Annotated in this window: 19 protein-coding genes; 18 read left to right on the top strand and 1 reads right to left on the bottom strand. The window is 65.2% G+C overall.

The features are described from left to right. Positions 1-269: 269 nt before the first annotated feature. The 18 genes from rpsB to tilS all read left to right on the top strand — a co-directional run bounded on the left by rpsB (position 270) and on the right by tilS (position 21135). Positions 270-1013, top strand: coding sequence for a 30S ribosomal protein S2 (rpsB, locus tag GFD32_RS17520; RefSeq protein ID WP_163577868.1), 744 nt, complete (start codon positions 270-272; stop codon positions 1011-1013). Between the two features lie 82 nt (positions 1014-1095). Beyond that, positions 1096-1965, top strand: coding sequence for a translation elongation factor Ts (tsf, locus tag GFD32_RS17515; protein WP_163577867.1), 870 nt, complete (start codon positions 1096-1098; stop codon positions 1963-1965). 117 nt (positions 1966-2082) lie between these two features. Beyond that, positions 2083-2868: a UMP kinase gene (gene pyrH, locus GFD32_RS17510; RefSeq protein WP_163577866.1), complete on the top strand. Its 786-nt coding sequence runs from the start codon at positions 2083-2085 to the stop codon at positions 2866-2868. 4 nt (positions 2869-2872) lie between these two features. Continuing rightward, the gene (gene frr, locus GFD32_RS17505; protein ID WP_163577865.1) at positions 2873-3430 is read left to right on the top strand and encodes a ribosome recycling factor; all 558 of its coding nucleotides are present in this window, start codon (positions 2873-2875) and stop codon (positions 3428-3430) included. Positions 3431-3490: 60 nt separating this feature from the next. Then, on the top strand, positions 3491-4258 hold the full coding sequence (uppS, locus tag GFD32_RS17500; protein WP_163577864.1) for a polyprenyl diphosphate synthase: 768 nt from the start codon (positions 3491-3493) through the stop codon (positions 4256-4258). Beyond that, positions 4251-5051 carry a phosphatidate cytidylyltransferase gene (locus tag GFD32_RS17495; RefSeq protein ID WP_163577863.1) on the top strand — a complete coding sequence of 267 codons (801 nt, stop codon included), beginning with the start codon at positions 4251-4253 and terminating at the stop codon, positions 5049-5051. The genes uppS and GFD32_RS17495 overlap by 8 nt, the downstream gene beginning before the upstream one ends. Position 5052: 1 nt before the next feature. Further along, positions 5053-6261 carry a 1-deoxy-D-xylulose-5-phosphate reductoisomerase gene (gene ispC / locus GFD32_RS17490; RefSeq protein WP_163577862.1) on the top strand — a complete coding sequence of 403 codons (1209 nt, stop codon included), beginning with the start codon at positions 5053-5055 and terminating at the stop codon, positions 6259-6261. Between the two features lie 38 nt (positions 6262-6299). Beyond that, the gene (gene rseP, locus GFD32_RS17485) at positions 6300-7655 is read left to right on the top strand and encodes a sigma E protease regulator RseP (protein ID WP_163577861.1); all 1356 of its coding nucleotides are present in this window, start codon (positions 6300-6302) and stop codon (positions 7653-7655) included. Positions 7656-7782: 127 nt separating this feature from the next. After that, entirely contained in the window at positions 7783-10128 is a 2346-nt protein-coding gene (bamA, locus tag GFD32_RS17480; protein WP_240455699.1) for an outer membrane protein assembly factor BamA, read from the top strand. A gap of 24 nt (positions 10129-10152) precedes the next feature. Next, on the top strand, positions 10153-10665 hold the full coding sequence (locus GFD32_RS17475) for an OmpH family outer membrane protein (protein ID WP_163577860.1): 513 nt from the start codon (positions 10153-10155) through the stop codon (positions 10663-10665). A gap of 37 nt (positions 10666-10702) precedes the next feature. Next, the gene (lpxD, locus tag GFD32_RS17470; protein WP_163577859.1) at positions 10703-11743 is read left to right on the top strand and encodes a UDP-3-O-(3-hydroxymyristoyl)glucosamine N-acyltransferase; all 1041 of its coding nucleotides are present in this window, start codon (positions 10703-10705) and stop codon (positions 11741-11743) included. Positions 11744-11887: 144 nt separating this feature from the next. Next, complete coding sequence (fabZ, locus tag GFD32_RS17465) at positions 11888-12331, top strand: 3-hydroxyacyl-ACP dehydratase FabZ (RefSeq protein WP_089683878.1); 444 nt, start codon at positions 11888-11890, stop codon at positions 12329-12331. Continuing rightward, positions 12328-13095: an acyl-ACP--UDP-N-acetylglucosamine O-acyltransferase gene (gene lpxA, locus GFD32_RS17460; RefSeq protein WP_163577858.1), complete on the top strand. Its 768-nt coding sequence runs from the start codon at positions 12328-12330 to the stop codon at positions 13093-13095. The genes fabZ and lpxA overlap by 4 nt, the downstream gene beginning before the upstream one ends. A gap of 2 nt (positions 13096-13097) precedes the next feature. Continuing rightward, positions 13098-14309 (top strand): lipid-A-disaccharide synthase, encoded by a 1212-nt coding sequence (lpxB, locus tag GFD32_RS17455; RefSeq protein WP_163577857.1) that lies wholly within the window; start codon positions 13098-13100, stop codon positions 14307-14309. Further along, positions 14299-14907, top strand: a complete 609-nt coding sequence (rnhB, locus tag GFD32_RS17450) for a ribonuclease HII (protein WP_163577856.1) — start codon at positions 14299-14301, stop codon at positions 14905-14907. The genes lpxB and rnhB overlap by 11 nt, the downstream gene beginning before the upstream one ends. A 217-nt stretch (positions 14908-15124) precedes the next feature. Continuing rightward, positions 15125-18628: a DNA polymerase III subunit alpha gene (dnaE, locus tag GFD32_RS17445; RefSeq protein WP_163577855.1), complete on the top strand. Its 3504-nt coding sequence runs from the start codon at positions 15125-15127 to the stop codon at positions 18626-18628. A gap of 225 nt (positions 18629-18853) precedes the next feature. After that, positions 18854-19807 carry an acetyl-CoA carboxylase carboxyl transferase subunit alpha gene (gene accA / locus GFD32_RS17440; protein ID WP_163577854.1) on the top strand — a complete coding sequence of 318 codons (954 nt, stop codon included), beginning with the start codon at positions 18854-18856 and terminating at the stop codon, positions 19805-19807. A 29-nt stretch (positions 19808-19836) separates the two neighbouring features. Continuing rightward, a complete protein-coding gene (gene tilS, locus GFD32_RS17435; protein ID WP_163577853.1) occupies positions 19837-21135 on the top strand; it encodes a tRNA lysidine(34) synthetase TilS in 1299 nt (432 codons plus the stop codon). Here the strand turns inward: tilS and ppx are convergent. Next, positions 21116-22639 (bottom strand): exopolyphosphatase, encoded by a 1524-nt coding sequence (gene ppx, locus GFD32_RS17430; protein WP_163577852.1) that lies wholly within the window; start codon positions 22637-22639, stop codon positions 21116-21118. The two genes, tilS and ppx, sit on opposite strands and share 20 nt — an antisense overlap. Between the last annotated feature and the right edge of the window lie 73 nt (positions 22640-22712).

Raw genomic sequence — 22712 nt, 5'->3', positions numbered from 1 at the left:
CGGCAATGCGGCGGGAGCGGGGGCGGGCGACTTCATCTCGCTGGCGAACTATGGTATAAAGCCGCGCGCTTTCCTGCAATGTCGACCCGGTGGGCCCAGCCCCGATCGCGTCTCGGCCGCAGCGACGGCGTTGGCGCTTTTGCGCCGTGAACCTCAAGCCTTGAAAACACACATGCACCGGCACATGGTCCCGGGTGCTGCCGCGGTTTCCCCGGCAGTCGGATCCATGGGGTGCATGGAGGCCTAACCCGATTTTTCAGGAGTCATCCATGGCACATGTCAACATGCGCGACCTGCTCAAGGCAGGCGCCCACTTCGGTCACCAGACCCGCTACTGGAACCCGAAGATGAGCCAGTTCATCTTCGGCGCCCGTAACAAGATTCACATCATCAACCTCGAACATACTCTGCCGGCGCTCAACGAAGCGATCGATGTGGTCGAGAAGATGGCCGCAGCCAACAACAAGATCCTGTTCGTTGGCACCAAGCGCAGCGCTAGCAAGATCATCAAGGAAGAGGCCACTCGCGTCGGCCAGCCTTTCGTCAACCATCGCTGGCTGGGCGGCATGCTGACCAACTACAAGACCATCCGCGTCTCGATCAAGCGTCTGCGCGAACTCGAAGCGATGCATGAAGACGGCACCTTCGACAAGCTGACCAAGAAAGAGGTCCTGATGGCGACTCGCGAGCAGGACAAGCTCGAGCGCAGCGTGGGCGGCATCAAGGATATGGGCGGCCTGCCCGATGCCCTGTTCGTGATCGACGTCGACCACGAGCGCATCGCCATCAACGAGGCGAACAAGCTCGGCATCCCGGTCATCGGGGTGGTGGATACCAACTCCGACCCGGACGGCGTCGATTACGTGATCCCCGGCAACGATGACTCCATCCGTGCCATTCAGATCTACGTCAAGGCCGTCGCCGACGCCTGTGTGCGCGCGAAGGAAGGCCGTCCCGACGAGTTCGTCGAGGTCACCGAGGGCGAGAGCGGCGACGCCGCCGCCGCCGAGTAACCGCGATTGCCGCAGCGGGCCCCGGATGCCCGCTGCGTTCACGCAATCCATCATCGGTCGAATCATTCCAGAGGACATTACCATGGCAGCGATTAGCGCCTCCCAGGTCAAGGAACTGCGCGAGCGTACCGGGCTCGGCATGATGGAGTGCAAGAAGGCACTCACCGAAGCTGGTGGTGACATCGAGGTCGCCATCGAAAACCTGCGCAAGAATTCCGGCCTCAAGGCCGCCAAGAAAGCCGGCCGTACCGCCGCCGAGGGCGCCGTGGTGACGCGTGTCGCTGACGACGGCAGCTACGGCGTGGCGGTCGAGATCAACTCCGAGACCGATTTCGTCGCCCGCGACGACAACTTCAGGGCTTTCGCCGACAAGGTTGCCGATGCCTTCTTCGCCGCCAAGAGCGAAGACGTGGCCGCGGTGATGGATGGTGAGCTCGAGGTCGCCCGCGAGCAACTGGTGCAGAAGATCGGCGAGAACATCGGCGTGCGGCGCTGTGCCGTGGTCGAGGCGCCGCAAGGCGGCCTGGTGGGTGCCTATGTTCACGGCGGCCGCATTGGCGTGTTGACCGTGCTCAATGGGGGCAACGCCGAGGTGGCCAAGGACGTCGCCATGCACGTGGCCGCCATCAACCCGACCGTGGCGCGTCCCGATGAAATGCCGCAGGAAAAGCTCGACGAAGAGAAGGCGATCATCCTGGCGCAGCCGGACATGGCCGGCAAGCCCGAAAACATCGCCGAGAAGATGGTTCAAGGCCGCCTCAAGAAGTACCTGGCCGAGAACAGTCTGACCGAGCAGCCCTTCGTCAAGGATCCCAACCAGAGCGTGGCCGAGTTCGTCAAGGCCGCCGGTGGCGAGGTGGTCGGCTTCACCCGCTTCGAAGTGGGTGAAGGCATCGAGAAGGAAGAGGTCGACTTTGCCAAGGAAGTGATGGAACAGGCTGGTCGTAGCTGAGGTCTGAGCATCCAGCGCGTGAAGGCGTGCGCATGAGCGCACGCCTTTGCGTATCCGGGCGGTGCGTCCGGACGAGCCCGCCTTGCAACCCATTCGACGGTGATACAGGAGACGCCCATGCCCAGTGCCGATCGCAGTGAAGCCCCGCCCCGGCCCGACGCCGGCCGAGCGGAGAAGTCGCGTGACGACAAGTCGAAGTACAAGCGCATTCTGCTCAAGCTCTCCGGAGAAGCGCTGACCGGTGATGCCGAGTTCGGCATCGATCCTAAAGTGCTCGACCGCATGGCGCTGGAGATCGGCCAGTTGGTCGGCATCGGCGTGCAGGTCGGCATCGTGGTCGGCGGCGGCAACCTGTTTCGCGGTGCGGCGCTGCACGAGGCCGGCATGGATCGGGTCACCGGCGACCACATGGGCATGCTGGCTACGGTGATGAACGCGCTGGCCATGCGTGACGCTCTGGAGCGCTCCAACATCCGCTCGCGGGTGATGTCGGCCATCCCCATGAGTGGCGTGGTGGAGCACTATGACCGTCGCACGGCCATACGCTACCTGACGTCGGGCGACGTGGTACTGTTTTCTGCCGGTACCGGCAACCCGTTCTTCACCACGGATTCGGCGGCCTGTCTGCGCGGCATCGAGATCGATGCCGACGTGGTGGTCAAGGCCACCAAGGTGGATGGCGTCTACGACAAGGATCCGGTCAAGCACGCCGAGGCGGTGAAGTACGAGCGACTGACCTACGACGATGCGATCGACCAGAAGCTCGGCGTCATGGATTTGACCGCCATCTGCCTGGTACGGGACCATGATATGCCGGTTCGCGTCTTCAACATGAACAAGCCGGGCGCCCTGCTGAATCTGGTCGTGGGCGGCAAGGAAGGCACCCTGATAGACAGAGGTTGATACCGTGATCGATGACATCAAGAAAGACGCCGAAAGTCGCATGAAGAAGAGCCTCGAGTCGCTTCATGCCAACTTCAACAAGATTCGTACCGGCCGCGCCCATTCGAGCATTCTCGATTCGGTGACCGTGGATTACTACGGCAGCCCAGTACCGATCAATCAGGTCGCCTCGATCAACGTCGAGGATGCCCGCACCCTGACGGTCGTGCCGTGGGAGCAGAACATGGTGCCCAAGATCGAGAAGGCGATCATCAGCTCTGACCTGGGGCTCAATCCCGCCAGTGCGGGCAACGTGATTCGCGTGCCGATGCCGATGCTTACCGAGGAAACGCGCAAGGGCTACATCAAGCAGGCGCGCAGCGAAGCCGAGCACGCCCGTGTGGCAGTGCGCAACGTGCGTCGCGATGCCAATGGAGACATCAAGGCGCTGCTCAAGGAGAAGGAGATCACCGAGGATGAGCAGCATCAGGGCGAGGAGGCGATCCAGAAGCTCACCGACAAGTACATCGCCGAGATCGACAAGACGCTCGAGTCCAAGGAGCACGACCTGTTGCAGGTGTGATTCCGCCAGGTCCGCGGCCTCTTGAGGCCTGACTCCGTCCATCCCGCGATGTGAGACACCATGACGTCAACGCACACCTCCGCGCCCTCGGCACCCGGTAGTGCCGGCGTGCCACGCCATGTGGCCATCATCATGGATGGCAACAACCGCTGGGCCAAGGCGCGCGGCATGTCCAGCGTGCGCGGCCATCGCGCCGGCGTCGAGGCCGTGCGGGCCGTCATTCGGCGTGCCGGCGAGCGTGGCGTGGAGATGCTGACGCTGTTCGCGTTCTCCAGCGAGAACTGGAAGCGCCCCGAAGCCGAAGTGAGTGCTTTGATGGAGCTCTTTCTGCTGGCGCTGAAGCGCGAAGTGAGAAAGCTGCACGAGCACGGCATTCGTCTCTCGATCATCGGCGATCGCAGTGCCTTCTCGCGCTCGATTCAGAACTATATCGAGCAGGCAGAGGCACTGACCGCCGAGAACCGTGGAATGCATCTGGTGATTGCGGCCAACTACGGAGGGCGTTGGGACATCACGCGGGCGACGCGAAGGCTGGCCGAGCGCGTCGCCGCTGGCGAGCTCGCCCCCGAAGCCATCGACGAGGCAGCCGTCGAGCGCGTCCTCTCCCTCGCCGATGCGCCGCCGGTCGATCTGTGCATCCGCACCAGCGGCGAGCAGCGGATATCCAACTTCCTGCTGTGGCAGATGGCCTATGCCGAGCTCTACTTCACGCCGCGGCTGTGGCCCGACTTCGACGGTGAGGCGCTCGATGCCGCCTTCGATGACTTCCGCGGCCGGCAGCGGCGTTTCGGCAAGACCGACGAACAGGTCGAGGTCGACGGTGCTTAGGCAGCGAATCCTCACCGCTCTGTGGCTGGTGCCGCTTGCCCTAGGAGGGCTGTTCGGCCTTAGCGGTGCCGCCTTTGGGCTTTTCACCGGTGGCATGGTACTGCTCGCCACCTGGGAGTGGACCAATCTCGCCGGCGTGACTCGGCGAGGTGTGCGCGGAGTTCTGGTCGCCATCTTGGCAGTGGTCATGGTGCTGCTGTGGCTCGCTGGCAGTGCCCACGCGACCTGGCCGCTCTGGCTGTCTGTGGTCGGCTGGCTGCTCAACCTCTACTGGGTCATCCACTATCCCGCCCGCCGGGAGCAGTGGCAGCCCTCTGCGCGCCGCCTGGCCATGGGACTATGGGTGCTGTTGCCGGCTTGGGTCGGTTTCAACGTGTTGCGGGATCTCGGCAGCGTGTGGCTGCTCTTCGTGTTGCTGCTGGTATGGGGAGCCGACATCGGCGCCTACTTCAGCGGCCGGGCCTGGGGACGGCACAAGCTGGCGCCGGCTGTCAGCCCGGGCAAGAGCTGGGAGGGCGTGGCCGGGGGCCTGGCAGTCACGCTGGCACTGGCCCTCGTCTTTGCCGTCTGGCAAGGATTGGGGACGGGTGGTGGCGTGGCGCTGCTGGCCGCGACGGCAGTAGTGACGCTGGTGTCGGTGCTCGGCGATCTGCTCGAGAGCATGCTCAAGCGCCACCGCGGCATCAAGGATTCCAGCAACTTGCTGCCCGGCCATGGCGGCGTGCTCGATCGCATCGACAGCCTGACCGCCGCGGTGCCGCTGTTCGCGCTGTTCTCGCTGGGGGTGCTGTGACATGAGCCTCGATACCCCGGGCATAGCCCGTCACCGGCAGGCCGTTGCGGTGCTGGGGGCCACCGGCTCCATCGGCACCAGTACCCTGGACGTGATCGCGCGCCACCCCGACCGCTATCGGGTGCATGCGCTGACCGCTCACCGCTCTCGTGAGGCGCTGCTGGCCCAGTGCCGTGAGCACTGCCCCGAGGTGGCGGTCCTGGATCAGGAGCAGGATGCCGTCTGGCTGCGATCGCGGCTCGCCGATGAGGGGTTGGCCACCGACGTGCGTGCCGGCACCGCGGCGCTGGTCGAGGTGGCCGAAGCCAGTGACGTCGACGTGGTCATGGCGGCCATCGTCGGTGCTGCCGGGTTGCTGCCGACGCTCGCCGCCGTGCGTGCCGGCAAGCGCGTGCTGTTGGCCAACAAGGAGGCGCTGGTGATGTCCGGCGCGCTCTTCATGGATACCGTGACGCGATACGGTGCGACCCTGCTGCCCATCGATTCCGAACATAATGCCATTTATCAGTGTCTACCCGTGGAGCATCGCGGTGGGCTATCCCGGCACGGAGTGACCCAACTGCTGTTGACCGCTTCGGGGGGGCCGTTTCGTGGCTGGACGCCCGAGCGCCTGTCCACGGTGACCCCCGATCAGGCCTGTGCTCACCCCAACTGGAGCATGGGGCGCAAGATTTCGGTGGACAGTGCGACCCTGATGAACAAGGGGCTGGAGCTGGTGGAGGCTTGCTGGCTGTTCGATGCGCGCCCCGACCAGGTGCAGGTAGTGGTGCATCCGCAGAGCGTGATCCACTCCATGGCCGCCTACAGCGACGGCTCGGTGATCGCCCAGCTCGGCAACCCCGACATGCGCACGCCGATCGCCTATGGGCTGGCCTGGCCGGAGCGCATCGAGGCCGGCGTCGAGGCGCTCGACCTCTTTCAGGTCGCGCGTCTCGACTTCGAGGCACCGGACGAGACGGCATTCCCTTGTCTGCGTCTGGCGCGCCAGGCAATGGCGGCTGGCGGTACTGCTCCGGCGGTGCTCAATGCCGCCAATGAAGTGGCGGTGGGTGCCTTCCTGTGCGGGCGGCTCGGGTTCATCGGTATCGGCGAACTGGTGGCGCGTGTCTGCGATGCGCTTGCGGTAGGGCGGGCGGATGACCTGGAGTCCGTGCTCGAGGCCGATACCCTTGCGCGCCGCATGGCCACGAGCCTGTTGGGCGATGACTGAAGAGACCGCCATGCTGTCAATGCAACGAGGAGAGTGACTTGGGCCTGATCCAGAACGTGCTGGCCGTCATCGTGGTGCTGGGCTTGCTGATTACCTTCCATGAGTTCGGCCACTTCTGGGTGGCGCGGCGGTGTGGCGTCAAGGTGCTGCGTTTTTCGGTAGGCTTCGGCAGGCCGATCTGGTCACTGTACGACCGGCATGGCACGGAATTTGCCGTGGCCGCCATTCCGCTGGGTGGCTACGTCAAGATGCTCGATGAACGCGAGGCACCCGTTCCGCCCGATCAGCGCGATCTGGCATTCAACAGCAAGACCGTGTGGCAGCGGATCGCCATCGTGGCTGCCGGGCCCTTGGCCAACTTCCTGCTGGCCATCGCCGTCTACTGGGCGCTGTTCGTGGCGGGTACCACGGCAGTCGTGCCCGTCATCGGCGATGTCGAACCCGAGTCGCCCGCAGCGCGCGCCGGACTGTCCGGTGGCGAAGAGATCGTCGCGGTGCGCGGCGATGCGGTGCGCTCCTGGGATCAGATCAATCTCAAGCTGGTGGCGGCGATCGGCGTCGACGGCGAACTGAGCCTGCAGGCCCGTGACGGTGTCGCCGATCCGCGTGAATACCGCCTGCCGGTGGAGAACTACCTGGTGCGCCAGGACCCGCCTCGGCCGCTTGCCACGCTGGGCATCACACCCTGGCAGCCGGATATTCCGGCGGTGCTTGGCCAGGTGATGGACGGAGAGGCGGCGGCCGAGGCAGGGCTCGAGCCGGGCGACGAGGTGGTCGCGGTGAACGGCGAACCGGTGGCCGACTGGATGGATTTCGTCAATCGCGTGCGGACGAGCCCGGGTGAGGCACTGTCCCTGGATGTCGCGCGCGGGGGAGAGCGTTTGGAACTGACGCTTACCCCGGGGGAGCGCGAGGTCGAAGGCGGTACGACCATCGGTTACGTGGGCGCCGGGGTCGAACCGGTGGCATGGCCGGACGAATATCGCCGCGAGATACGCTATGGTCCGGTGGCAGCAGTGGGGCAGGCGCTCTCGCGAACCGGTGAAATGTCGTTGTTGACCCTGGATGCCATTCGCAAGATGCTGGTGGGGCTGATTTCGCCGTCCAATCTATCCGGTCCCATCACCATCGCTCAGGTGGCCGGCGATACGGCGCGAACCGGGCTGGAGAGTTTCGTCAGTTTCATGGCCTACTTGTCGATTAGCCTGGGAGTGCTGAACTTGTTGCCCATTCCGGTACTCGACGGCGGTCACCTGCTTTACTACTTCGTCGAGGCGCTGCGCGGGCGTCCGGTTTCCGAGCGTACCCAGGCCGTGGGACTGCGTATCGGCCTGGCATTGGTCGTCACCCTGATGGTGATGGCGCTCTATTTCGATCTGATGCGGCTCTGGTAGCGAGCGACTCCCCCTAGGGGGCATGGGACGGGCGCCAACGGGTATGCCCACCTTGTCAGTCACCCGCACAAATGTATAAGGTGCCTGTCTGGATTGACAGGCGGATCAACGCGAGCGAAGCGACTGCATGAATATCAAGACCCTTGGACTGGCGGCTCTGCTGCTGGCCGGTGCGCAGGCCGCGCAGGCCGAACCCTTCGAAGTTTCCGACATTCGCGTGGAAGGCCTGCAGCGCATTTCACCGGATTCCGTCTTCAATGCCTTCCCCGTCAGCGCCAGCGACCGGGTCGATGATCGGGAACTGGCCGAGGCGGCTCGTCGCCTCTTCGAAACCGGCCTGTTCGAGGACGTCCAGTTGGCACGCGAAGGTGACGTGCTGGTCATTCAAGTGGTCGAACGTCCGACCATCTCGCGGCTCAACATCTCGGGTAACAGCCAGATCGAGGACGAGCAGCTGCGTGACGGTTTGCGCGAGGCCGGCTTGGCCGAGGGTCAGGTGCTGCAGCTTTCCACGCTGGAGGAGATCCAGCGTGAGCTCGAAGGTGTCTACCAGGCCCAGGGGCGCTACAGCGCACGAATCGATGCCCAGGTTCGCGAGATCGATGAAGGTCGTGTACAGGTCGACATCGACATCAACGAAGGCGAAGTGGCCAAGATTCGTCAGATCAACATCGTCGGCAATCGCGACTTCGACGATGACGAACTGCGCGACACCTTCGAGCTCGAGGACAAGCCCGGCTGGTTGTTCGGCTGGTTTTCCAGCGACGAGTATTCCCGCGAAGCCCTCGCCGGCGATCTCGAGCGTCTGCGCTCCTTCTACCTCGATCGCGGCTACGTGAACTTTTCCATCGACTCCACCCAGGTGTCGATCAGCCCTGACAAGTCGCAGATCTTCGTCACCGTGAACCTCTCTGAGGGCCAGCAGTATCGGCTTGGCGATATTCGCTTTCAGGGGGACCTGCACATCAGCGAAAGCGAAGCGCGGGATCTGCTGACCATCGAGAGCGGCGAGATCTTTTCGCGCAGTGACGTGACCGAGTCCAGCGAGGCGCTGCGCAACCGGCTCGGCGCGGAAGGTTTCGCGTTCGCCAATGTCGAAGGGGTGCCCCAGCCGGGCGCCGATGAGGACAGCGTGGACCTGACGTTCCGCGTTGACCCGGGGCAGCGAGCCTACGTGAGACGCATCGAGTTCGTTGGCAATACCACCACGCAGGATGAAGTGCTGCGCCGTGAGATGATTCAGATGGAAGGCGCACCCGCTTCCACCGAATCGATCAGCCAGTCGCGCCAGCGCCTCGAGCGCCTGGGCTTCTTCCGCCAGGTGGAAGTCGAGACGCAGCCGGTTGCCGGGGAGCCCGACAAGCTCGATGTCACCTATGAGGTGGAAGAGCAGCCTTCGGGCTCCATTTCCGCGAGTATCGGTTACTCGCAGAGTGCCGGCGTCATCTACGGGGCCGCGCTGTCGCAGAACAACTTCCTGGGAACCGGCAATCGCGTCAACATCGGCGCCCAGCGCAGCGACACCTTCACCAACATCAATTTCGGCTTCACCGATCCGTACTGGACCCTCGACGGCATATCGCTGGGTTACAACGTCTTCTACCGCGAGACCGACTACGAGGACTCGGACATTTCCACCTACTCCACCGATGCTTACGGTGGTGGCATCAACATGGGTTATCCGATCAGCGAGCTGTCGCGCCTCAACTTCGGGCTCAGCGCCGAGGATCTGACGATCAAGACCTACCGCGATACCGCTTCGGAGATATTCCGCTACGCCGACGACCAGGGAGAGGACGCCCAGAGTCTGAAGTTCACCACTAGCTGGACGCGCAACAACCTCAACCGCGGCGTCATGCCCACCGATGGCAGTTATCAGCGGGTCTCGCTGGAAACCGCCGTGCCGGGCAGCGATGCCGACTACTACAAGCTGCGCGCCAATGCCAAACAGCTGTTCCCGTTCAACGAGGAGCAGACCTGGGGGCTGAAGTTGGATGGCAGCTTGGGCTATGCCGATTCCATCGGCAATGACCCCTATCCGTTCTACGAGAACTTCTATGCCGGCGGCCTGGGCTCGGTACGTGGCTTCACCAGCAATACTCTGGGTCAACCGACCACGCCTTCGGCGAATTCGACCCGCGATCGTACCCTGGGCGGCAACGTGCTGGTCGAGGGCAGTGCCGAGCTGCTTTTCCCGCTGCCCTTCGTGGAAGATCAGCGCTCGTTGCAGGCCGCCTTCTTCGTCGATGCCGGCAACACCTTCCTGACCGACTGCTATCCGGTGAGAGCGAGCGATGGCCCTTCCCGCTGCAGCAGCGGCGTCGATTTCGGCGACCTTCGCTATAGTGCCGGCGTGGGCCTCTCCTGGCTGACCCCGGTGGGGCCGTTGACCTTCAGCATCGCCGAGCCGTTGAACGACGAAAGCGGCGATGATACCCAGGCGTTCCAGTTCTCTCTGGGCCAGACATTCTGATCGTTGTTGAGTGAGGTAACCCGTATGCGTAAATTCTTCGCTGTATTCTGGCTCGGCCTGATGAGTGCCTTTGCCGTTTCGGCTCAGGTTCAGGCGGCTGAGGTCGCTCTGCTGGATTGGCGCACGGCACTGATGGAGTCGAATGCCGCTCAGCGTTCCATGGGCGATCTCGAGAGCCGCATCGGCGGCCAGCAGCGGGAGGCCGAGTCGCTGGGTCAGGAGCTTCAACAGATGCAGCAGCGCCTGCAGCAGGAAGGTGACAGCCTGCCTGAAGGCGAGCGGCAGGCCCTGATGCAGGAGTTCCAGCAGAAGGGCAGCCGCTTCGAACAGCTGCGTGGCGAGATCATGCAGGCGCAGCAGGAGGCGGAGCAGGCCTTCCTGTCCGAGGCCGAACCCAAGCTGGAACAGGCCGTCGACCAGGTGATCACGCGGCACAGCGTCGAGGTGTTGGTGGAGCCGCAGGGCGTGCTGCATTCCGATGTCGATCTGCCCGACCTGACGTCGGAAGTGACTGAGATTCTGAACACGCTCCTCTGATTTCGGCGCATGACGCCCTTGCTTGCTCCAGGCTTCCATGATCCCAAACGATTCCTCCGGCTTCACTTTGGATGCGCTCGCCGAGCGTCTCGGCGCACGCATTCAGGGTGATGGATCGCGACGTGTATACGGCCTGGCCACGCTGAAGGATGCCGGACCTCAGGATGTCGCTTTTCTGGCCAATGCCGCCTACCTGAAGGACCTTGCCACTACCGGTGCGGCCGCGGTGCTGATCCAGCCTGAGCATGCCGAGGCGTGTCCCGTGGCACGTTTGGTGCTGGACAACCCCTACCTGGCCTATGCGCAGCTATCACAGCTGTTCGACCCTTTTCTGGCGCGCCCGACTGGCGGTGTCCATGCGTCTGCGGTAGTGGCCGAGGATGCCGTGTTGGGCGATGGCGTCGAAGTTGGGCCCAATGCCGTGATCGAGGCCGGTGTCATTCTGGACGATGAGGTGGTGGTCGGGTCGGGTAGCGTGGTGGAGGCCGGTGCGCGGATCGGCGCCGGTTCTCGACTGCATGCCAATGTCACCGTGTGCCGAGGGGCAGTGATCGGTGCGCGGGCCATCCTGCACAGCGGCTGCGTCATCGGCGGCGATGGTTTCGGCTTCGCTCACGATGGCGGGCGTTGGCACAAGATCGCTCAGCTGGGTGGCGTGGTGCTGGGTGACGATGTCGAAGTGGGCAGCTGCTCGAGCATCGACCGCGGAGCACTGGACGACACGGTGATCGGCAATGACGTCAAGATCGACAGTCAGGTCCAGATCGCGCACAACGTGCGTATCGGCGATCACAGCGCCCTGGCGGGGTGCGTTGGCATCGCCGGCTCCACGCGAGTGGGCAAACACTGCATGCTGGGCGGCGGCGTGGGGCTTTCCGGCCACCTGACGATCTGCGACGGAGTCCATGTGACGGGTATGAGCCTGGTCACCAACTCCATCGATGCGCCGGGCGTCTATTCGTCCGGCACCGGGGCCATGCCCAACGCGCAATGGCGCCGGAATGCGGTGCGTTTCAAACAGCTCGATGACATCGCGCGGCGCCTGTCGCGTCTCGAGAAACGCGATCGCGACGCTTGAGTGCCGCGCGGGTGACGCTATAATCCCTCGCCCGTCTGACTGGCTGCGCCCAGGCGGCGGTCGCAGCGCAGGCGGGGGCCTCCGGGAAGCCGGTACAGCCGCCACTGCCGCCGGTCTCATCCCCACACCTCAGAGGTCGCTACGATGGTAATGGACATCAACGAGATTCGTGAGTATCTGCCGCACCGCTACCCGTTCCTGCTGGTGGATCGGGTCACGGAGCTGGCGCTCGGCGAATCCATCGTTGCCTACAAGCACGTCAGCATCAACGAGCCGTTCTTCAACGGTCATTTTCCGCACCATCCGATCATGCCTGGCGTGCTGGTCATCGAGGCACTGGCTCAGGCGTGCGGTATTCTCGGTTTCAAGACCGTCAACAAGCTGCCGGCCGATGGCTACGTCTACTATCTCGTGGGTAGCGACAACGTGCGCTTCAAGCGCCCGGTGATGCCCGGTGACCGTCTGGTCCTGCAGGCTGACGTGGTGCGTGAAAAACGCGGCATCTGGAAATTTGCCTGCCGTGCTACCGTGGACGGAGAATTGGCCTGCGAGGCCGACATCATCTGTGCCGAGAGGAAAGTCGCTTGATCCATCCCACTGCCATCGTCGATCCCGAGGCGCGTCTGGCCGAGGACGTCGAGGTCGGACCCTTCACGGTAATCGGCCCCGACGTCGAAATCGGGCCTGGCTCACGTATCGGTCCACACGTGGTGATCAAGGGGCCTACGGTGCTTGGGGCACGGACTCGTATCTTCCAATTCGCTTCGGTGGGTGAAGACTGCCAGGACAAGAAATACGCCGGTGAACCGACGCGTCTGGTGATGGGCGACGACAATGTCATTCGCGAATGCGCCACGCTGCATCGTGGTACGGCCCAGGATCGCGGCGAGACCACCATCGGCGCGCGCAACCTGTTCATGGCCTACGTGCACGTGGGCCACGACTGCGTGATCGGCAACGACTGCATTCTGGCCAATCAAGCCACTCTGGCCGGCCACGTCACCGTGGGGGATTTTGCCATTCTCGGCGGTCTCGCCGCCGTGCACCAGTTTTGCCACTTCGGCACCCACGCCATGGCCGGCGGTGGTTCGATCATCACCAAGGACACCCCGGCTTTCGTCATGATCAATGGTAACCCGGCCCAGGTTCATGGCCTCAACCTGGTGGGGCTCAAGCGACGGGGTTTCTCCAAGGAAGCGATTCGGTCGCTGGGCGAAGCCTACAAGCTGGTGTATCGCCAAGGGTTGACCGTGGAACAGGCGCTGTTGGAGATCCGTGAGCGTTATCGGTTGGCGGAAACTGAAACCTTTGCCGCCTCCATCGAGATCTCGACTCGCGGCATCGTGCGCTGATCATGGCCGGCGTGCCGCTCAAGGTCTATCTAGTGGCCGGCGAGCTGTCCGGTGACCGGCTGGGTGCCGGGTTGATGCGTGAGCTCAAGGTGCGCCATCCGGATATCGAGTTTCGCGGCATTGGCGGGCCGCGCATGCTCGCCGAGGGCATCGATGGCCGCTTCCCGTTGGAGACGCTCTCGGTGATGGGGTTGGTGGAAGTGCTCAGGCATCTGCCTCGTCTCGTCGGAGTGCGGCGCGCCCTGCGCAGGGACGCCCTGGCCTGGCGGCCGGACGTGATGGTCGGCATCGATGCTCCTGACTTCAACCTGGGCCTGGAGCGCCAACTGCGCGAGACCGGCATTCCCACCGCGCACTACGTCAGCCCCTCCGTGTGGGCCTGGCGTCAGGGGCGGGTCAAGGGCATTGCCCGTGCCGTGGATGCCATGCTCACCTTCCTGCCTTTCGAGGCAGCTTTCTACGCCCGGCACGGTGTGCCGGTAGCCTTCGTCGGTCATCCCCTTGCCGACGAGCTGCCGTTGGAGAATGATCGCATGACGGCGCGTGCCGGCCTCGCCCTACCTCCCGAGGCCGAGGTGTTGGCGGTGCTGCCCGGCTCGCGGGCCAGCGAGATCCGCTTCATGGGAAGGCCCTTCCTCGATGTGGTCGAACGGCTGAGCCAGGCCCGGGCGTCGCTGCACGCCGTCATCCCCGCGGCCACCCCGGAGCGTCGCTCGGAGATCGAGGCGCTGTTGGCCGAACGGCCTGCGCTGGCAGGGCGGGTCACCCTGCTCGATGGCCAGGCGCATGAGGCCATGGTGGCAAGCGACATGGTGCTGCTCACTTCGGGCACCGCCGCGCTGGAGGCGATGCTCTGCCACCGCCCCATGCTGGTGGCCTATCGCATGGCCCCGGCCACCCACTGGTTGGCCCGGCGGCTGGTCAAGAGCGAGTGGATCTCGCTGCCGAACCTGATCGCTCGCGAGACGCTGGTGCCGGAGCTGATCCAGGACGCGGCCAGTGTCGAGGGAATCTCCCGGCGGCTTTCTGCCATGCTCGATGACCGCGCCGGATGCGCCGCCCAGGAGGCGCGCTTCGCCGAGATGCATGCCGGCCTGCAGCGCGATGCCAGCCGTCGCGCGGCCGAGGCCATCGAAGCGCTGGTGGCCCGCCGCCCCTTGCCATCCAGCGTCGTGCCCAAAACCGTCGAGGAGGCGTACTCTGATGGCGACTGAGCTGCCGCCACTGGTGGTCGACTACCAGGGTTTGCGACTGGCTGGCGTCGACGAGGTAGGGCGCGGCCCGCTGGTGGGGAGCGTGATGGCGGCGGCAGTGATTCTCGACCCGGCGCGCCCCATCGCCGGGCTCGGCGACTCCAAGACACTGAGCGCCAAGCGGCGTGAAACCCTGGACAGTGAGGTGCGTGACAATGCGCTGGCCTTCGCCGTTGCCGAGGCCACGCCCGACGAGATCGACACGCTCAACATCTATCATGCGACCCACCTGGCCATGCGGCGTGCCATCGATACCCTGACGCCCGCTGCCGAATACCTGCTGGTGGACGGCAACCGCCTGCCCGGGCATCATGTTCCCGGCCAGGCGGTGGTCAAGGGCGACGCCCGCCATCCAGCCATCGCTGCGGCGTCGATACTCGCCAAGGTGGCTCGCGACGCCCAGATGGTGGCGTTGGATGCCCGGCATCCCGATTATGGCTTCGCCCGTCACAAGGGCTACCCGACCCGCGAGCACTTGGCCGCCCTGGAGCGTTTGGGGCCGCTGGCCGAGCATCGCCGCTCCTTTGGCCCGGTCAGGCGCCAGTTGGCGCTGATTTGATGTCCCGGAATTGCTGATTTGATCAGTCAAGGCCGCAGCGAAAGGTGCCGGGGACAGGCCTACGAGGAGGCACTGTGAACCCCTCCTTGGGCGCTACTTTTGCCATCCATGGCAAAAGACCTCCTCTACGGCCTGCCCCCGGCTGAGCCCCGACAATACCCGACTGCCACTGTCTCGTTCGCGTGTTGCCCATTCACTGCCAAGCACCGAGTCCACCATGACCACGCCCTTCGTTCACCTTCGCGTTCATACCGAATACTCCCTGGTCGACGGCCTGGTGCGCCTCAAACCCCTGGTCAAGGCCACGGCCGAACGGGGCATGCCGGCCCTGTCGGTCACCGACGAGGCCAATCTCTTCGCGCTGGTCAAGTTCTACAAGAGTGCCGAGGGGGCGGGACTCAAGCCGTTGATCGGCGCCGACCTGTGGCTGACCAACCCTTACGACGAGGCGCACCCCTATCGCCTGACGCTGCTGGCCATGAACGACACGGGGTACCGCAACCTGACCGAGCTGATTTCGCGGGGCTGGGTCGAGGGACAGCAGCAGGGGCGCGCCGTGCTCGACAAAGCCTGGGTGCTCGACCAGAGCGAAGGGCTGATCGCACTTTCCGGCGGTCGCGAGGGCGAGATTGGTCGCCACCTGCTCAGCGACCATCGGGAGGAAGCGCGGGCGTTGCTCGATGAGTGGAACGCCGCCTTCCCCGAGCGCTTCTATCTGGAGTTGACTCGCACCGGCCGGCCCTTGGAGGAGGAGTGCGTGCATCTTTCGGTGGAGCTCGCCGTGGAGAGCGCAACGCCGGTGGTGGCCACCAACGACGTGCGCTTTCTCGAACGCGACGACTTCTGGGCACACGAGACACGGGTGGCCATCGGCGAGGGCAAGGCGCTCGACGATCCGCGCCGCGAGCGAAAATACACCGAGGAACAGTATCTCAAGAGCCCGGCGGAGATGGCCGAGCTGTTCGCCGACATTCCCGAGGCGCTCGAAAACAGCGTGATGATCGCCGCGCGCTGCAACGTCGACGTGCGGTTGGGTGAGATATTCCTGCCGGAGTTCGCGATTCCCGAGGGCATGACCCAGGACGAGTTCTTCCGTCAGATCTCCCACGACGGCCTCACCGAACGCCTCGACTTCCTCTACCCGGCCGAGGCGTACCCGCGTGACGGCGAAGCGTACCAGGCCATCGACCGGCGTTACCGGGAACGGCTCGACTTCGAGCTCGACATCATCATCCAGATGGGCTTTCCCGGCTACTTTCTGATCGTGATGGACTTCATCCAGTGGGCCAAGGACAACGACGTCCCCGTCGGCCCCGGGCGCGGCTCCGGCGCCGGCTCCTTGGTGGCTTATGCTCAGAAGATCACCGACCTCGACCCCATCGGCTACGATCTGCTCTTCGAGCGCTTCCTCAACCCCGAACGGGTCTCCATGCCCGACTTCGATGTCGACTTCTGCATGGAGAAGCGCGATCGGGTGATCGAGTACGTGGCAGAGCGTTACGGTCGCGACGCGGTATCGCAGATCGTCACTTTCGGCACCATGGCCGCCAAGGCAGTGGTGCGCGACGTGGCCCGCGCCCAGGGCAAGCCCTACTCGCTGGGCGACAAGCTCTCCAAGCTGATCCCCTTCGAAGTGGGTATGACGCTGGCCAAGGCGCTGGAGGCCGAGCCGGCGCTGGGCGAGTTTCTCGAAGCCGACGAGGAAGCCGCCGAGATCTGGGAGATGGCGGAGAAGCTCGAGGGCATCACCCGCGGCACCGGCAAGCACGCCGGCGGGGTGGTGATCGCGCCCACCAAGCTCACCGATTTCGCGCCACTGCTGTGCGACGACGATGGCTCGGGGCTGGTGGTGCAGTTCGACAAGAATGACATCGAAGAGGCAGGCCTGGTCAAGTTCGACTTCCTCGGCCTGCGCACCCTGACCATCATCGACTGGGCGTTGGCCATGGTCGACAAGGTGCGCGCCGTAGCGGGGGAGGGGCCGCTCGATATCGACAGCATTCCACTGGACGACAAGCCGACCTTCGAGATGCTCAAGCGCGCCGAGACCACGGCGGTATTCCAGCTCGAGTCGCGGGGCATGAAGGAACTGATCAAACGCCTGCTGCCCGACTCCCTGGAGGACATGATCGCTCTGGTGGCGCTGTTCCGCCCCGGTCCGCTGCAGTCGGGCATGGTGGACGACTTCATCAACCGCAAGCATGGCCGTGCCGAGATCTCCTATCCGCACCCGGATTATCAGCACGAACTGCTCGAGCCGGTGCTCGCTCCCACCTACGGCATCATCCTCTACCAGGAGCAGGTGATGCAGATCGCCCAGGTGATGGCCGGGTACTCGCTGGGTCAGGCCGACATGCTGCGCCGCGCCATGGGCAAGAAGAAGCCCGAGGAGATGGCCAAGCAGCGCGCCGGCTTCATGGAGGGCTGTGCCGCCAACGGCATCGACAAGGATCTCGCCGGCAACATCTTCGACCTGGTGGAAAAGTTCGCCGGCTACGGCTTCAACAAGTCTCACTCGGCGGCCTATGCGCTGGTTTCGTATCAGACGGCTTGGTTGAAAGCCCATTATCCGGGCCCCTTCATGGCCGCGGTGATGTCCACCGAAATGGACAACCTCGACAAGGTGGTGCCGTTGATCGAGGAGTGTCGCCACCTGGGGCTCACCGTGACGCCGCCGGACGTCAACGTGGGCGGCTACAAGTTCACCGTGGACGACCAGGGCCGGGTGGTATATGGCCTGGGCGCCATTCGTGGCGTAGGCGAGGGGCCCATCGGCGCCATCGTCGAAGCGCGTGAGGCGGAAGGGGCCTTCAGCGACCTTTTCGATTTCTGCCGTCGCGTCGACCCGCGACGTATGAACAAACGTACCCTGGAAGCACTGATTCGTTCTGGCGCCCTGGACAACCTGGGACCAAGCCGTGCCGTGCTCACCGCGGCGCTGGACGACGCTCTCAAGGCGGCCGCCCAGACCCAGACCAACCAGAACCTCGGCATGATGGACATGTTCGGCGAGGCCTTCGTCGATGAAGGCACGGCCAGCGATGCCTATGCCGACTACCTCCGAGTACGCGACTGGAGCGACAAGGAGCGGCTGGCCGGTGAGAAGGAGACGCTGGGGCTCTACCTCACCGGCCACCCCATCGACGAATACGAAGGTGAGCTTGCGCGTTTCGTGGCCACGCGCATCGTGGACCTCAAGCCGTCGCGGGAGCCGCAGCGCGTGGCCGGCCTGGTAGTGGCCGTGCGCACCATGAAGTCCAAGCGCGGCGACAGCATGGCCTTCGTCACCCTGGATGATCGTACCGGACGCATCGAGGCGTCGTTGTTCGGCGAGTTGTACGATACGCTGCGCGGGCAGATTGAGGCCGATCAGGTGCTGATCGTCGAAGGCGAGGTGTCGACGGATGACTATTCCGGCGGGCTGCGCCTGCGTGGCAAGGAGGTCACGCCCATGGTGGCGGCGCGCACGCGCTATGGCGAAGCGGTGGAGCTCTCTCTCGACGGCGCTCGCGGCAACGGCCGGCTAGTGGAGAGCCTGCAGGCGAGCCTGGCCCCGTATCGAGACGATGGGGGCCTGCCGGTGCGTCTGCGTTACCGCAACGCCGCGGCCGCCGGCTGGCTGGAACTGGCCGACGAGTGGCGGGTCACACCCAGCGACGAGCTGTTGACCGGGCTGCGCGATGTCGAGGGACAGGATGGCGTGCGACTCAAGTATCGGTAAACTGGCTTCGGGCTTCGGGCTTCGGGCTTCGGGCTTCGGGCTTCGGGCTTCGGGCTTCGGGCTTCGGGCCTCGGGCCTCGGGCTTAGGACCCCGAGCCGTCGCCAGCAGCGGCGGTGTCGCCTTGCGTGGCGCGTTGAGGGTGCGATAATGCCAGCCACTTTCACTTTTCGCGCCGTCGGCCCGCTTCGGGCCCGGGCGGTGAAACTCAACAAGGCCTCCAGCCAATGAACCCCAACTATCTCGATTTCGAACAGCCCATCGCCGAACTCCAGGCCAAGATCGAGGAGCTACGCCTGGTCGGCAACGACAGCCAGGTCAACCTCAGCGACGAGATCGGCCGCCTCGAAGAGAAGAGTCGCAAGCTCACCGAGTCGATCTTCAAGGATCTCTCGCCCTGGCAGGTCTCGCAGCTGTCACGCCATCCCCAGCGCCCCTATACCCTCGACTATCTCGAGCACGTCTTCACCGACTTCGATGAGTTGCACGGCGATCGGCGTTTCGCTGACGACGCTGCCATCGTCGGCGGCGTGGCCCGACTCGACGAGCGTCCGGTGATGGTGATCGGCCACCAGAAGGGGCGCGAGGTGAAGGAGAAGGTGCGCCGCAACTTCGGCATGCCGCGCCCTGAGGGCTACCGCAAGGCGTGCCGCCTGATGGAGATGGCCGAGCGCTTCGGTATGCCGGTGCTGACCTTCATCGACACCCCCGGCGCCTACCCGGGCATCGATGCCGAGGAGCGCGGTCAGAGCGAGGCGATCGCCTACAACCTGGCGGTGATGTCGCGGCTCAAGACGCCGATCATCGCTACCGTGGTGGGTGAGGGGGGCTCCGGCGGTGCTCTGGCCATCGGCGTGTGCGACGAGCTGGCCATGCTGCAGTACTCCACCTACTCGGTGATCTCGCCGGAAGGCTGCGCCTCCATCCTGTGGAAGAGCGCCGAGAAGGCTGCCGAGGCGGCTCAGGCCATGGGTATCACCGCCGAGCGGCTCAAGGAGTTGGGGTTGGTCGACACCCTGATTCCCGAGCCCCTGGGAGGCGCTCACCGCCATCCGCAGACCACTGCCGAGCGTATCAAGACGGCGCTGCTCGACAGCCTCTCGCGCCTCGACGGCATGGCGACGGAGGAACTCCTCGAGCGTCGCTATGAGCGGCTCATGAGCTACGGTGCCCCTGCCTGATCGGCCTGAGGCGACAGCGCTTGCCGGGCATGTCCCTTCAGCTTCTGGTCGATGACGCCCTGGCGGAAACCTCGCCGGGGCGTGTCGTCTGGGTGGCGCTCTCCGGCGGGCTGGATTCCAGCCTGCTGCTGACGCTCGCCGCGAGAGCCAGCCGCCGCCACCCCCGGCCCCTCCATGCAGTGCACGTCCACCACGGCCTGCAAGCGGCTGCCGATGGCTTCGAATGCCACTGTCGGCAGCTTTGCTCGCGGCTCGGGGTACCTCTCTTCGTGGAGCGCGTGGCCGTCGATGTCGCGGATGGCCAGGGGCTGGAGGGGGCGGCGCGCGAGGCGCGCTACGCCGCCTTCGCGCGTCGCGTGGCGCCCGGCGAGACGCTGTGGCTGGCCCAGCATCGCGACGACCAGGCCGAAACCTTCCTGCTCGCTGCGCTACGCGGCAGTGGCATTCGCGGCCTGGCCGCCATGCCGCCATGCCGCGACTGGCGGATGCGCCGGCTCGAGCGGCCGTTGCTGGGCGAGACGCGTAGTGCACTCGAAGCCGAGGCCGGGGCGCTTGGGCTAGCCTGGGTCGACGACCCGTCCAACCGCGACGAGTCGCTGGATCGCAACTTCCTGCGCCATCGCGTGCTGCCGCTGCTCGAAGCCCGCTGGCCACGGGCCGAGCGCTCCCTTGCCCAAAGTGCCGACCGAGCGGGCGAGGCCGACGACTTGCTCGGCGAACTCGCGGCGCAGGACCTGGCAGCGCTGGGAGGCGAGCCGGCTCGTCTCGAGGTGGCCGGGTTGGCGGCACTTTCGCTGGCGCGCCAACGGCTGCTGGTTCGCTACTGCTGCGAACGCCTGGACTTGACGATGCCGCCGGCGGCGCGTCTGGAAACGCTGCTCGGTCAGCTCGATGCGCGCCGCGATGCCGAAGTTCAGGTGGCCTGGCCCGGCGGTGAGGCGCGAGTCTGGCGCGGTATTCTGCATCTGCTGGCACCGCCCGCTCGAGTTCCCGCCGGCTGGCAGGTCGACTGGGATGGTCTGACGCCTCTGTCGTCACCGCTGGGCGAGTACCGGGTTTCGCTGGTGCCGGCTAGCGGCGCAGCGATTGCGGGCCTGCGCGTGGCTGCCCGCCGAGGCGGCGAGCGGCTGCGCCTGCCTGGTCGCGGTACGCGCGACCTCAAGCGGTTGCTGCAGGAGATAGCGGTACCGCCCTGGGTGCGAGAGCAACTGCTGGTAGCCTGGCACGGCGAGCAGCCGGTGGCCGTGCTGGCGCCGGAGCGGTGTGCGTGGCTGTTGGTCGGCGAAGGGTGGCGGGGAGAGCCCCTCGTCACTCCAGCTCGAGGGTGAAGCCGGCGGCATTCTGGTAGTCGGCTTCCTGCTCCAGGTCGGTTTGCAGCAGCGAGGGATCCTCGGCGGACTCGTGAAGCAGGTACAGGTCGTCGCCTCTGGTAGACAGGGCCGGCATCGTCGGAGGGCGCTCGGGACGGGCGTGATTGAGCAAGACCGCCAGTCGCAGCAGTCGGGCCAGCCTGCCGAGGGCGGATTTCTCGGCTGCCGGGAGCGCCTGCCACTCCTTGACCGGAAACTTGCGCCGGTGGGCGCGAACCAGAAAGGCCAGCCGGCGCTGTTCGGGGCGCGAGAAGCCGGCGAGATCCGAGTGCTCCAGCAGGTAGGCGCCGTGACGGTGGAACTGGCTGTGGGAGATGGCCTGGCCGATCTCATGCAGGCGCGCCGCCCAGGCGAGGAAGCGTGTCTGTTCCTCGTCCAGCCCCCAGGATTCGCGTACCTGGCCGAGCAGCGCCGTGGCCGTGGTAGCGACATGCCGGGCCTGGCGCGAGTCGATGCCGTAGCGTTGTTCGAGCGCCTCGATGGTCTTGAGTCGGGTGTCTTCCGGGCTGTTGCGACCCACCATGTCGTAGAGTACGCCTTCGCGCAGGGCGCCGTCGGCGTAGCGCATCGTGGCCAGCTCGAAAGCCTCGAAAATGGCGCCGAGTATGGCCACGCCGGCGGGAAAGACCCGGGCGCGATCGGCCTTCAGTCCGGTCAGGTCGAGCTTGTCGACGTGCTTGCACTTCAGCAGTCGCTGACGGAGCCGCGCGAGGCCTTGGCGAGTGATCGTTCCTTCCGGGGCATCGCCGGCGGCAGCGATCACCGCGGCGGCGGCCTTGATGGTGCCGCTGGAGCCGACGGGGTCGTTCCAGCCCAGTTCCCGATAGGGGCGCTGGATATTGGCCAGCTCGGAGTGGGCGGCCAGTTCGGCGCGGCGAAAGGCTTTTTCGGTGATGGCACCATCGGCGAAGAAGCGGCGGGAATAGGACACGCAGCCGAGTTGCAGGCTTTCCAGTGCCAGAGGCTCGAAGCGCTCGCCGATGATGAACTCCGTGGAGCCGCCGCCGATATCGACGATCAACCGTCGCCCGTTCTCGGCCAGGGAGTGGGCGGCCCCCAAATAGATGAGGCGCGCCTCCTCTCGGCCGGCGATGATCTCCACGCGGCAGCCGAGCAGCGCCTCGGCGCGCTCGATGAGCGCTTCGCTGTTGGCGGCATCGCGCAGAGCATTGGTGCCCACCACGCGCAGGTTGCCGGGGGCGATGTCGCTGACGAAGGGCGCGAAGCGTGCCAGACACGCCATGGCACGCTCCAAGGCGGCGTCATCCAACTGGCCGGTGTCATCGAGACCGGCGGCCAACTGCACCTTCTCGCCGCGGCGTGCCACGACCTGCAGGCGACCGCCCAGGGCATTGGCCACCAGCAGGTGGAAACTGTTGGAGCCCAGGTCGATGGCGGCCAGACGGGTCAGCGTAGATTGGCGTGCGGCAAAGCGAGCGTTGCGGTCCGTGACGTCGGTCATGGGAATGTCCTGGCGGCAGGTGGGCAAAAGGGTGCGGCGCCATCGGGAGCTTGTCAATCGCCGTGCTGCAGGC

The organism is Halomonas faecis, assembly GCF_010993975.1.
Lineage (GTDB): Bacteria > Pseudomonadota > Gammaproteobacteria > Pseudomonadales > Halomonadaceae > Halomonas > Halomonas faecis.
This window is presented reverse-complemented; position numbering and strand designations above follow the sequence as displayed.